The sequence below is a fragment of the Shimia sp. genome (genome assembly GCF_049116215.1).
Classification (GTDB): domain Bacteria; phylum Pseudomonadota; class Alphaproteobacteria; order Rhodobacterales; family Rhodobacteraceae; genus Shimia.
On sequence record NZ_JAGDZB010000001.1, the window covers coordinates 849,428 to 862,288 of the forward strand.

Sequence of the window (12,861 nt, forward strand, 5' to 3'; positions counted from 1 at the left end):
CAGACACCGGATGTGACTGGAGCTCAAGTGCTGACCCTTGCTAAGAAAACCAATGCTGTCGCCGCAAAAACGGAGCCTGCCCGTTTTGTGCGGTTTGGTGACAGCACGCTGGCGTCAGGACATGTGGTTTTGGTACCTGGTCATTTGGTGCCACAGATCGACCTCGACCTGCCAAAGTCGCTGCGGGGGCAGGCGCGGGAACAGGTGGCTCGACGCCAACTCGCAGATCGAATGGGTATTGGGACCGCGGAGGACATGCGTCCTTGCGCTCTTGGCGATGCCGATGACGGCTGGTCGCGTGTGTTTGTGTGCGATCAAGCACAGATGGCCACCTGGCGGGATCTGGAATGTCAGGCTGTGCTGCCAGATTACCTGTCTTTGCCAACCACAAAGGGCCTTTGGACCTTGGGCCAGTCCGAGGCGGATGGCGCCGCTTTGGTGATGGCGCGATTTGGACCGGAGGAAGGCCTCAGCGCGTTGCCGGAGGTTTTAGAAGCTCTGATGTCCAAAGAATTGGCAACCGGGCCTAGACCCAAAGCCATTCTGTGGCAGGGAGCGCCTGTGGGCACTCTCAGTATGCTGGCGCAGTCCTATGACGTACCGGTTGTGACAGATGTGCAGAGCTTGGCCGAACTTGGGGTGGAGACGCCAAAAATCCTGTCGCATGGCGAATTGAATTGTGATTTGCGCAAAGACCCGATGGCGGCGCGAACTCGGTTGGCTCGGCGGGTTTTGCCATGGCGGTGGACCGGCTTGGCGGCGGCATTGGCGGTCATCTTATGGTCGGCCAGCCAGCTGGTGGCGATCAACCGCATCGAAGCGCAAACCACTGATCTCACGTCACAAACGCAAGCGCAGGTGCGGGCAGAGTTTGTGCCAAATGGACCTATTCTGGATGTGCGGTCCCAAGTCAGCCGTACCTTGTCAGAGCTGCGACAGGCGCGCGCCGGTGTGTCGGAACAGCTGGATGTGCTGGATATGACAGCAGATGTCGGCGCGGTATTGGATGCGGCCAAGGCGGTGCCAGAATTGGTCAGTTACGCCAAAGAAGACGGGCTTTTGCTGGTTGTGCGTCTGCCGGATTTTGCCAGTGCGGAGCGGTTGACGGCGGCGTTGCAAACCGATGCGATGGAAGCGGAGCTTGAGGAAAGCCGCGTGAGTGACGGGCAAGCTGGGGTGCGCACGGAAATTCGGGTGACGCCCAGGGAAGTAAGCCAATGAGCGATCGGGTATTGAACTTTCTATTAACCTTGACCCGACGCGAACGGGTGTTGCTCGCGCTACTGCTCGGGTTGGTGGTGCCGGTGTCTGTGGCCTTTATGGTTGTCTTGCCCCTGCAAGACCGGCGGCAAGCAGCCGAGCAAGCCCAGCTAGAGGCGCTTGCGCTGCAGCGCTGGGTATCAGATCAGTCTGCTGAGATGGCGGTTCTGGCCCGTGCGGCGCCGCGACAAACCATCGGCGCGCCTATTGGGTCCGGAGGCATTGAACAGGGATTGATCGCAGCGCAGTTGCGCCGGTCAGTCACCGTTTTGGATGCCGATGGCGAAGACGGGGTTGAGCTCCAGTTTGACCGCGTGGATTTTCTCAAGCTGGCGGCCTGGCTCCGGTCCGCCCATCCGGAATGGGGGTATGAGATTGTGGCATTTCGCCTTGAAGACACCGAAGAGCCAGGTGTGGTGTCCACCTGGCTCGATTTACGGCCTTATCAGAAATAGCAAATCACGCTGAGTTAGAGACGTTTCAAGCGCGAAGAGATCTTGGCCTGACGTCCCGCCATGGCACCGAGGGGATCGAGATCCGGATTGGATTTGAGCACCTCTTGCAGGGCGTTGTTGGCGGCGGTCAGATTTTGCTGACCTGCGGCGGTATTGCCTTCAGACAGCTGCTTCAGCCCCAATTCATGCTGGGCGGTGCCTTGCACGGCCAAGGCGGCACTGCGCGCCAAGCCCTTTTGGCTGCGGGCCAAAGACGAAGCGATTTGTGCGGCTTGCTCATAATTGCCCGCTCTCAGCTCAGTGTGGGCATATTCCAACTGCAAACGCGGCGCGAGGGGGCCGGACTGTTGCAGAAGCTTCTGATAGCTGCGGCGCGCGCGGTCATATTGCCCGCCTTCAAGCGCGTTTCTGGCGACGGCATATTGGCTTTCAAAGCTGTTGCGCGACACCATTTCATCGCCGCAACTGCCCAATCCAATCAGCGCCAGACCGGCGAGACCGGTTCGGAGAACGAAAGACATGGTTGGTACCTGCTCAAGATTGTTGTTTTTTGTTATTTGTAATAGCTTAGCATAATCGCGACCCTGCGTCTATCTTGCAGAGGTTTGGACTGTTGGGAGTGGGCATTTATGCGACTGATCGCTGGCTTGTGCACCTTGGTGTGCCTCGGGGTCGCCGCTTGGGCAGGCTGGCGGCTGGCGGAAGAATTGCGCGCGCCACCCGGACTTTTAACGCTTCCGGAGCAAAGTCAGCCGGTTGAGCAAGCCGCCACTCCCCAAGCAGAACGCCCGCCCCGCCGGTGGACAGCCTTGTTTGGGGAACGCCAGCCGCCCACCCCGCAAGCCGCGCCGCCCACGCCAAAAGAAGAGCCGCAACCACCGAAGGCAGCCAAACCGCCGCTGTCCAGTCTCGGTTACACCTTAAAAGGTATGGTGCGGGACGGGGCGAACTCTTGGGCCATCGTGGGCCATCCCACCGGAGATAGGCTTTTGCGCATTGGCGATGTGTTGGCGCCCAATGTGGAAGTAGCCATAATCAATGAACAGGGGCTTTGGGTGTCCCGGGATGGCGATGACCCGGAACTGATGGCGTTTCCGGACTAGGCTTACCCCGCCACAACCGCTTGCAGATCAAAGATCGGCAACAAGACAGCCAGCACAATTGTGAGCACAAGCGCACCCACCAACATCATCAAAAGCGGCTCTAACAGGGCGGCAATGCGTTTGCGTTCCGTGGACAGACGATGCTCCACCAGGGTTGCGGCACGGTCTGTCATACGGGCGAGCCGTGCGGAGGCTTCACCTGCGGAAATCAGTTGGCGGGCAACAGGGGGCAGAAACGACAGCTTTGACAGAGCGGAAGATAGGCTTTCGCCTTGGCGGACGGCGGTGGCCACCTCTGCGCCTTCGGTTTGAAACGCGCTGACAACCAGGACGTCTTTGGCATTGTCTGCGGCGCTAAGCACCGCGTGACGCGCCCCCAAAACCAGCGCAAGCGTGCGCATGTATTGCACAGCGGCAGACAGACGGATCAAGCGGCCGGTGATGGGCAAGCGCAGGAGCAGATTGTCGCGCGCGTCCTTTAGGGCCGGGACATGCGGTGTGATCAGCCCGAGTATGGTCAGAGCGGTCAGAACCGCCAGGATCACATAGCTGTTGGCCTGTATCCAATCACTCACCGCCAGTACGTGTTGGGTCAGCGGCGGTAAGGGGCGGCCGGACAACTCGAACATCGAGACAATTTCGGGGGCAACGCTGGTCATCAGAATGGCGCAGACCAGCAGCGCGACGGCGGCGACAAAGCCAGGGTAGATCAACGCCGTGGCGATTTCGGCCTTCTCGGTGCCAAGTTGTTCCAGATGATCAGCAAGCTCCTGAAACACAGTGGCCAACTCACCCGCGTCTTCGCCCGCTTTAAGCGCGGCGAGATAATAGGGCGGAAAACCTGCGCCTGTTTCCACCAATGCGTCAGAAAGCGTGGTGCCCTCCATCAAAGCGGCACGGGCCTGCGCGGCGACGGTGTCCAAAGTGCTGTGACTGCCGCTGCGCACGGCCTCAAGCGCGGCTTCTGCGGTGAGTTCCGCTCCCAGCAACACTGCCATTTGGCGGGTGAACACAGACTGCAGATCCGCATTCAAGCGGGACCGGCGGGTGAGGTTCAGCGTGCTCTTGGTAGCACGCGTAGATGTCTCGGCGATCTCGGAGACAAACAGGTCCTGTTTGGCAAGCTGGGCGGAGGCGTCCGCCTCAGTTTCGGCAACAATAGTGCCTGTTTTGCGCCGACCAGCGTCGGTGTAGGCGGTGTAGGCGTAGGCCTTCACGCCACGTCTCCGACAACGCGCAGGGTTTCAGACAGGCTGACGTCCCCGGCGGAGGCCGCAAGCAATCCTTGACCAATCAAGGTTTCGCCTGCGGAGAGCGACAGGGAGGTCATCTCGGTTTCTGTGGCGGCACGGTCGATAGCAGCGCGCAGGGTTTCGCCAATTTCTACCATTTCAAAAATCCCCATACGCCCGGCGTGTCCGGTCCCGGCGCAGGCCTCACAGCCCGCAGGCTCATAAAGTATGTCGGGGATTGGCAGACCGTGTCGGGTGAAATGGGAGGTGTCATCGCTTGTCGGGGTGTGTGGCGTACAGCATTTTTGGCACAAACGGCGCAGGAGACGTTGTGCAATCACGCCGCGCATGGTGGCGGCGATCAGGAAGTTGTCCACACCCAGGTCTCGCAGCCGCACAATTGCACCAACGGAGCTGTTGGCGTGCAGAGAGGAGAACACAAGGTGGCCGGTCAACGCGGCTTGTGCGGCGGTGGAGGCGGTCTCAGGGTCACGAATTTCGCCCACCAAAATGACATCCGGGTCCTGACGCAGAGTGGCGCGCAGGCCGGCGGCAAAGGTCATGCCAATGTCTGCGTTGATCTGAGACTGGCTGATGCCGGGCAGATCGTATTCGATCGGGTCTTCAACGGTGACGATGTTGTGCTCTTCGTGGTCAGCCAGTTGCAGGAGCGAATAGAGCGTCGTCGTCTTGCCGGCACCTGTTGGGCCGGTGGCGAGGATGATGCCATTGGGCAAGGACGCCATCCGTTGCAACAGCGCCTCTTGTTTTTGGGACAAGCCCAGATCAGCCAGAGGCATCAGGCCGGCGGAGCGGTCCAGGATACGCAGCACAACGCGTTCGCCGTAGTGGCCCGGCAGGGAGGACACGCGGGTGTCGATCATGCGCCCCCCAAGGGAGAGCGCGATACGGCCGTCTTGTGGCAGGCGGGTTTCAGAAATGTCCAAACCGGCCATGACTTTGAGCCGCGACACAATGCGTTTCACAGGCACGTCGGCGCGGTCCATGACTTCCTGCAGGAAGCCATCGACTCTCATGCGCACGCGCAACCCATGTTCATGGGGCTCGACGTGTAAATCCGAAGCGTTGGACAGAACCGCTTTGCGCAACAGCCGGTTGACCAGCTGTATCACCGGCGCATCGCCAGGTTCATCCAAAAGGTCACGTTGGCGCGATGCAAAAGCCGCCTCTTCCAGATCAAAACTCAGTTCGTCGCCTGCAGCGGCATCTTGTTCGGCCTCAGATCCGTCGTAGAATTTCGCCAGCGCGGCCTCAAATTCAGATTGCGCCAACTGCTGAAAAGACACGCCTGCCAATCCAGCCCGACGCTGCGCCTCTTTGATACCCAGGGCGCTGGCAGCGGGGCCCGCCAATATGCGCGTGCCGTCCAGTAGGACTTGATGGTCCTGCGCAAATTTGAACGGCAAACGGTTGTGTGATGTCCCCATCGCGCCCTACCCTTTCCCCACCTCGGAGTGCTTTGGCACGCCCAAGTCAGTTTCCGTTGAACCGCAAACGGCTTGGAAGCGGTGGGAAGTTGCGGGTTTGGGCAAACGCATCGATGAATCCGGCGTCAAAAGGTTGGTTCAAATCCGCCCCGTCATAGGGCAACAGGCGTTGGTCCGCCCGAGGATAGCCTCCCTCATCCAACGGCTGAATGGAAGCACTGGTTGCATAGGCCTTGTCGGTCATGTTCTTGGTGATGCGACGGGCTTCGGCGTCATTGCTGACCACTTGTGGGCGCAAAAGAACCAACAACACACGCTGATTTTTTGTGGAGTTTTTGCCTCGGAAGAGGCCGCCAACCAATGGCAGATTGGAAATGCCAGGCACCCGTTGGTTTACCGCGCCGGAGCCGTCTTCCAGCAGACCACCCAACATAATCACATTGCCATCTCGCACCAACGCCGTTGTCGACAAAGCCCGACGGGCGGTGATTTCGCCACCGGAGGTCGAGGTGGAGTTGGTGAGGTTGGAGACCTCTTGTTTGATCACCATGCGCACGGTGCGGTCAGCGTTGATTTGTGGCGTGACATTCAATGTCAGGCCGACGTCCTGACGCTCGATGGTTTGGAACGGGTTTTCCGGGTTGGCGCCGTCGCCGGTAGAAGTGTAGCTGCCGGTCACAAAAGGCACGTTTTGCGCCACAACAATCTCTGCTTCTTGATTGTTCAGCGTGAGGATCGAGGGGGTGGACAACAGGCGGGTCGAATTCACCGAAGCGATGGCAGTGATCAGGCCGGCGATGCCATTGCCGCTGCTTTCATTGTAAGTCCCGCCGCCCAGAACACCTGCTGGCCCCAGATCAGGCGCGTTGCCGTTGGAGACTGCGGAAACCAGATTGATCAGGCTTGTGCGACCCGGTAGGGCAAATTGCACACCGCCGACCAGAGCGTCATTCAGGACCGCTGCAAACTGCACGGACAGGTCGGAAAACCCGTCCACGGTCATCTCAAAGATCACGGCCTCCACCAACACCTGCGTTGGACGGCGGTCGAGGTATTTCACAATGCGGGTGATCTCGGACATGCGGTCTTGCGGGCCAAACACCAGCAGAGTGTTTGTCTGAGGTTCCGGCACAATACGCACTTGTTGTTGCGCGGATTCGCCGCCAGCGTTGAGGGTGCGCAAAACCACATCAGCAATCGCAGCCGCATCCGCGTAATTCAGAGCTATCGTGCGACTGGTTACGCTTTGCCGTTGAGTATCGAGGCGGCTGGCCAAAAGGCGCACACGTTGGCGCATCTCGTCTGGGCCAGACACAACCAAGGCATTAGAGCGCCGGTCAATACTCACGGACGCACCATCCGGCACAATACCCATGGATTGCACGACCTGCAAAACATCGCCAGCTTGTGCGTTTTGCAGTTGAATCATCTCGATTGGATCAGCGCGACGGGGTTGATCCAGACGTTTGATCAGGCGGGTGATGCGCGCGTGGTTAGATCCGCGATCAGACAGGATCAGAAGTTTTGCGCCCGGAACTGGCGTGATCACCGCCTCAGCCGGCAACAATGGCCGCACCACTTCGATCACCTCTTGCAACGGGACATGGCGCACCGGAATAACACGGGTCTCATACCCGGAGGACACACCATCCGTATCGCCGGAGGACAAGCCGCGAGCTGTGTTCATTTGCACAATGCGGTCCGCGCCAGCACCCTCAATGACGGTTAGGCGGTTGAGTTCCAGTACAGACAGGAAAACTTCGTAAAGTTCATCTGCCGTGAGTTGATTGGGGGCCAGAACGGTCACCGTGCCGCGCACAGCGGGGTCCACCACAAAACTGCGGCCGGTGTTTTCGGACACAATTTCCACAAAGCTGCGCAAATCCGCGTCGCGCAAATCAAGCGACACCTGCGCTTGGACCTTGCCGACACCAACAGCAAAACACGCCAAAACACTGACAACCACACCGACAATTGCCGATGCCACAGCCCGCCGGGGGCTTGGGCGTGCAAATAGTTTCATGACCTGCTCTCTTGTCACGGGCTGTCACCTGATCCGTTGATCGAACCTAGGCCGCCTTGCCTCTTTGGGACTTTATAGCGGAAGTGTGCGGGGAATGCACTCTTTTCCACACAGTTTTCCACAGGTTCGACCTCCTGTGATTCAAATGTGTGACACCAGCGGTTTGTGCGAACTGCGCTGAGGCGGCACAGCTGGTGTGATCAAAGACGGATCGTTACAAAAAAACAGTCTCTGTTTAGGCCTAAGAGTGGATTTTCCAAAGTCCCCAGGCCGCGACATGGTGCATCACACCCACGTCGCCTGACAGGATCGCCTGATCGATGTGAGCAGGGCTTAGTGCTTCGTAGGCAAAGTCCTCCAGGTCGCCGGGATTTGGTTCAGTGACGCGCTCACACGCGGGGGCGACAAAATAGTGGCCCTGGCAAACGCGCTGATTTCCATGATCGACAAAAGAGCCCAGATGGATGAGCCTTTCGGCTTTGAGGCCGGTCTCTTCCAAAAGTTCGCGCTGCGCTGCGGTTGCCGGATCTTCACCCGGATCGACATGACCGGCAGGAAATCCCAACACTTCTCGGGCCGGTCCATGTTTGTACTGACGGATCATCTCCACGCGCCCGTCCGCGAGAAAAGGAATGACCAGCGCAAAATCCATCAGCTGAACTTTGTAAAAGTCGTTGATGATCTGGCCCGGACGAACCTCAACCTGCTCCTGCTGGACATCCACAAAGGGGGGACGTTTGAGCAAGCTTTGGGATGAGAGGGTTTTCCAAGACATGCTGAGTACCTTTTACCAAACTGTATGAGGGCCGCTTTCACTCAGTTTTCAATGCGTGAGAAGCCTGTCCGCCCAATGCTTTCATACGCCTCAAACCCAGCCCGTTTGGCGTCGCGAACGGAATAGATGTTGCGCAGATCCGCAAGCCGAGGTGTCGCCATTTTGCGAGCCACTTTTTTCAGATCCAATGCGCGGAACTCATTCCATTCCGTCAGGATGACCAAAACATCAGCGTTTTGCGCAGCCTTATAGGCGTCCTCGACCCAGCTCACGCCAGGCAGAAGCGCTTCGCCTTCGTGGTGTCCTTGTGGATCCGTCACGCGCACCTTGGCGCCACCACCTACCAAAGCCGGAATAATCGCCAGACTTGGCGCATCGCGCATGTCGTCGGTGTTGGGTTTGAAGGTTACGCCAAGCACACCAACGGTTTTGCCATTAAAGCTACCGCCACACAGGTCGAGCAGTTTGTCGACCATGCGCCGCTTGATCTCTTCGTTGACCTGAATCACCGTTTCCGTGATCTGCATCGGGACAGCATTGTCCTGTCCGATACGGGCCAAAGCTTTGGTGTCTTTTGGAAAACAGGACCCGCCATAGCCCGGTCCCGCGTGCAGGAACTTGTTGCCAATACGTCCATCCATCCCCATGCCCTTGGACACTTGTTTGACGTCAGCACCGACGCGTTCACACAAGGCGGCAATTTCATTGATGAACGTTATCTTGGTCGCGAGGAACGCATTGGCGGCGTATTTGATCATCTCCGCGCTTTCGAGATCGGTGGTGACAATCGGGAAGTCGCGCAAATACAGCGGTCGGTAGATGTCATTCATCACCTCACCAGCCCGCTCACCCTGAACCCCAATCACAACGCGGTCGGGCTTCATAAAGTCTTCGATGGCGGCACCTTCGCGCAGAAACTCAGGATTGCTGGCAACATCAAAATCCAGATCCGGATTGGCCTTGCGAACCACTTGTTTGACCTGACGGTTGGTGCCAACCGGCACGGTGGATTTAGTTACAATCACCAGGTAATCTTTGGCGGTGCGGGCAATCTCTTCTGCCGCAGCCATGACGTAGGACAGGTCAGCATGCCCATCTCCGCGCCGCGTCGGAGTGCCAACAGCGATGAACACCGCCTGTGCACCGTCCATGGCTTTCTCGAGGTCCAACGTGAAGCTAAGGCGCCCGGCTTCGACGTTTTTCTCCATCAAAGCATCAAGGCCCGGCTCATAGATTGGCACTTCGCCCCGTTCGAGCATCTCAATTTTGGACGGGTCTTTATCGACACAGACAACCTCATGTCCAAAGTCAGAGAAGCACACCCCGGATACCAAACCGACGTAGCCTGTACCGATCATTGCTATTTTCATGTGTGCCACCCTCTTTTATTCTGCCCGTGGTGTTCTTGTAATGAGCTTGCGAGAACAGTCTGTCAACGCGGCAACAGACACCACGCGCACCACAGCTCAGCAAACTTTCTTTTTGAGGAAAAAGACATCTTAGCAACCAGCGGCCCAAACGCCGCTGGTTGCGTGGCCCTTTGAAGGAACCGTTTAGATGATATCAATCATGCTGGCATCAAATTGTGCAGCCCAGCCGGTGACAGTGATGATATCTGTGCCAAAGGTCAGGACATAGTTCCCACCCGCGTCGGCGCCATAGGTGTTAAGAACATCCGCCTCGGACAGCGCAGCTCCCCCCCACAACGCATCATCCAACGACAGCATGTCACCTTCGGTGGAGCTAAAGTTATTCACTGTGTTGCTGGAACCGACACCTGTTGAGAAGACAAAAGTATCAGTACCGAGACCGCCATCACCAACGTCATTCCCAGCACCAAACTCCAGCACATCATTGCCGCCACCACCCAGCAGTGTGTCGTTGCCAGAACCACCCAGAAGCGTATCTGAGCCAGTGTTACCGTTGAGCAGGTCAGCGTCATTGCCGCCGTTCAAGGTATCATTTCCGCTGCCGCCGCTAAGGCTGTCTCCATTGTCTCCGCCAAGCAAGCTGTCGTCGCCGGTGCCACCGTTGAGCCTGTCAGACCCGGCATTGCCATAGACAACGTCATTGCCATCATCGCCGCTCAGCGTGTCGTTTCCGCTGCCGCCGTAGAGCAGGTCGTCACTGCCGCCGCCAAACAGTTTGTCGTTTCCATTGACGCCATAAACTGTGTCAGAGCCAGAGTTGCCATTGATGAGGTCATCGCCGTCACCGCCGTTCAACGTATCTTGTCCACCGCCGCCAAAGATATTGTCAGCTCCGCCGCCACCAAACAGTCTATCGTTTCCCGCCCCGCCAAACATCGTGTCTGATCCGGAATTGCCATCCATGGAGTCGTTGCCATTTCCGCCAATTAAAGTGTCCAAACCCGCACCGCCATACAAGCTGTCATTGTTGTTGCCGCCTAGCAGAACGTCGTTGCCTTTCCCGCCCCGCACGAGGTCAGCACCGTCTCCAGCGTTTATCCAATCATTGCCATCCTTTGAATTGATGACATTTCCAACGCTGTTGCCGGTGATGCGATCGTTCCCAGCTCCTGAATTCACGTTCTCGATCACGGTGCCAACAGCGATTCCAAGGTTTCCGATTAGACCGCCAACATCGGAGAATTCGCCACCGTTCATATTGATCCGCGCATCAGTTGTATACGCGCTGAAATCCATCAAGTCGGTTCCGCTATAGTCATAGATTGTCAGGGCAACTGGGCCAGCAGAGGAGAGGAGCCCGTTAAAGAAATCTCCTAGATACCCGTCAAGGAGCGAACCCGGGCCCCACACCGTATTTCCGGCAGTCGCGCTGCTTCCGCCAGCCGCGCCATAGAGGTCCTGAATTGCCACGATATCGACCATCATGGCGCTCATGATGTTGGCGTAACTAGCGTTGGTGCCAAGGCTGTCTGTCTGGTCAAAATACGACATGATGCTCATTTGCCAGCTGTCGTTGCCAAAATCTTCGTCGATCCCGTATTCAGCGGCACCGTTGTATCCTCCCTGGTGGCCAAGCCCCAAGGCGTGGCCGATTTCATGGATGTAGGTCTGGAAGGAATAACTATTCACGGTGGTGCCATATGTGGCCAGCCAATCCGTCGACACGTTGACGGTAGAAGACAGAATTTTGCCGGCCGAAACGGAAGAACTGGACCAAGCCCCCGCATCCGTATTCTGGAATGTAATATCGGCAGTTGTGGCAACCTCCTGAAAGGTGATGTCCGCAACCAATTCCCAAGCGTCAAACGCCCAGCGTGCCAATTTCTGACCTTCGGCACTCAGGGCAGTGATGTTGACTGTGATTACATTGCTTTCCGAAGTGTCAAACGAGCGCGCGGCCCTGCCGGTATCGGTCCAATAGCCAGAGGTGAGATAGTCCGCCATATCCTGCACCGACCCATCCGCGATGGGCGTAAAGGTATCAACTGTGAGGCTGTAGCTGGAAGACACGGAATTATATCCATTGACCGCGAAGTAGTAGGTGCCTGTGTAGGTGGCCTCAAACGTCACAAAAGAGTCGTAGTTTCCACCGTTCGCATCAATGTCATCGTTATACTCGAAAGCGGTGCCAGTGCTGTCCAACACCCAGATTCTCGGGTCATCACCGGTCACGGAAACCTGAATTTGTTGCCCTTCTGTCAATGTGATCGCAATGAAATCAACATCCGTGTTGTTGATATTGCCGGTGAACGTGTCACCAACAGAAATTGTATAGGGTGTGGACGTGTTGGCTGGCGCATCTCCGACTTCGGTAATTGTTGCACCATCTGGATCCCCAATCACGGGAGTAGGGGTTGGCCCATCACCAGGACCATCACCGTGTCCCCCGTGAAAAATCGGGGCATCGACAGTCGGAATAAGTGCGTTCTGAATGAGCATTCTACAATCTCCTATCTCGCCGCATTAATGAGTCGCTTGGTCAGCTCCGTCATGCGGCCTCTTTAAAATTACTTGTCCCAGGGTGGCATGCTCACGTGCAGCACATCCCGAGCAAATCCTTCTATGAGGCGCTGAAGTGGCGCGCCATCCATCCCATCAACTTGTAATGAAGGGCCTGAGTAGTTTTCTTTGGTCTCGAGGTTTTGCCAGAACAACTCCCCTTTGACTTGATCTGACTGCAAAGCTTGCACAACCAGAGTAGCCACTGTTCCCTGCGCGTTTTCGGTGTTTGACTCCCCAGTCGCAACAATCCTCCGTTCTGGAAATTGTTGTTCTATTTCAAGGCGCAGCGTCTCACATACCACCTTAAGATCTGCCTCGGACAGCTCTTTGACCGGCGTTTCACAAATGAGATGGATTTGAGGTTCAGCGTTTTTTGCGTCAACCGTCATGGCCAAAGCACTCAACATGAGTGCTCCCCAAAAGGAATATGTTGCAGACATTGGCCACACCCAATCACTCTCCAAACGCCCGCACCATAGTCTGCAATTTAGACACAAAATCCGGCCCGAAATTAAGTCTGGAAAACCGTAAAAGTTAAGGAAGCGTTAATCAAGCAATATAGGTGATCAGTATGACGCAGGTGCCCTTGTCCCCTGATGCATCTCGATATTTTTGCCGACCCAAAACAAAAAA

General features: G+C 57.0%; 11 protein-coding genes. 3 read left to right on the forward strand and 8 right to left on the reverse strand.

Annotated features, from left to right (window positions below):
* Positions 1–27: 27 nt before the first annotated feature.
* Complete coding sequence (gene gspL / locus JXR15_RS04000) at positions 28–1,221, forward strand: type II secretion system protein GspL (protein WP_422051936.1); 1,194 nt, start codon at positions 28–30, stop codon at positions 1,219–1,221.
* Positions 1,218–1,715 carry a type II secretion system protein GspM gene (gspM, locus tag JXR15_RS04005; protein WP_422051937.1) on the forward strand — a complete coding sequence of 166 codons (498 nt, stop codon included), beginning with the start codon at positions 1,218–1,220 and terminating at the stop codon, positions 1,713–1,715. The genes gspL and gspM overlap by 4 nt, the downstream gene beginning before the upstream one ends.
* Before the next feature lie 14 nt (positions 1,716–1,729).
* On the opposite strand, the gene JXR15_RS04010 is transcribed toward gspM, so the two are convergent.
* Positions 1,730–2,236 carry a tetratricopeptide repeat protein gene (locus tag JXR15_RS04010; RefSeq protein ID WP_422051938.1) on the reverse strand — a complete coding sequence of 169 codons (507 nt, stop codon included), beginning with the start codon at positions 2,234–2,236 and terminating at the stop codon, positions 1,730–1,732.
* A 108-nt stretch (positions 2,237–2,344) separates the two neighbouring features.
* Here JXR15_RS04010 and JXR15_RS04015 point away from each other — a divergent pair, with 108 nt between their 5' ends.
* Positions 2,345–2,818, forward strand: coding sequence for a type II secretion system protein N (locus JXR15_RS04015; RefSeq protein WP_422051939.1), 474 nt, complete (start codon positions 2,345–2,347; stop codon positions 2,816–2,818).
* Between the two features lie 2 nt (positions 2,819–2,820).
* On the opposite strand, the gene JXR15_RS04020 is transcribed toward JXR15_RS04015, so the two are convergent.
* The 7 genes from JXR15_RS04020 to JXR15_RS04050 form a co-directional block, all read right to left on the reverse strand.
* Positions 2,821–4,035, reverse strand: coding sequence for a type II secretion system F family protein (locus tag JXR15_RS04020; protein ID WP_422051940.1), 1,215 nt, complete (start codon positions 4,033–4,035; stop codon positions 2,821–2,823).
* Positions 4,032–5,498: a GspE/PulE family protein gene (locus tag JXR15_RS04025; RefSeq protein WP_422051941.1), complete on the reverse strand. Its 1,467-nt coding sequence runs from the start codon at positions 5,496–5,498 to the stop codon at positions 4,032–4,034. The genes JXR15_RS04020 and JXR15_RS04025 overlap by 4 nt, the downstream gene beginning before the upstream one ends.
* Before the next feature lie 46 nt (positions 5,499–5,544).
* Positions 5,545–7,521, reverse strand: coding sequence for a secretin N-terminal domain-containing protein (locus JXR15_RS04030; protein ID WP_422051942.1), 1,977 nt, complete (start codon positions 7,519–7,521; stop codon positions 5,545–5,547).
* A gap of 241 nt (positions 7,522–7,762) precedes the next feature.
* On the reverse strand, positions 7,763–8,296 hold the full coding sequence (locus tag JXR15_RS04035; RefSeq protein ID WP_422051943.1) for an NUDIX hydrolase: 534 nt from the start codon (positions 8,294–8,296) through the stop codon (positions 7,763–7,765).
* A gap of 41 nt (positions 8,297–8,337) precedes the next feature.
* On the reverse strand, positions 8,338–9,666 hold the full coding sequence (locus tag JXR15_RS04040; RefSeq protein ID WP_422051944.1) for a UDP-glucose dehydrogenase family protein: 1,329 nt from the start codon (positions 9,664–9,666) through the stop codon (positions 8,338–8,340).
* A 183-nt stretch (positions 9,667–9,849) separates the two neighbouring features.
* Positions 9,850–12,165 carry a M10 family metallopeptidase C-terminal domain-containing protein gene (locus JXR15_RS04045; protein WP_422051945.1) on the reverse strand — a complete coding sequence of 772 codons (2,316 nt, stop codon included), beginning with the start codon at positions 12,163–12,165 and terminating at the stop codon, positions 9,850–9,852.
* Between the two features lie 68 nt (positions 12,166–12,233).
* Entirely contained in the window at positions 12,234–12,668 is a 435-nt protein-coding gene (locus tag JXR15_RS04050; RefSeq protein WP_422051946.1) for a hypothetical protein, read from the reverse strand.
* Positions 12,669–12,861 lie beyond the last annotated feature (193 nt).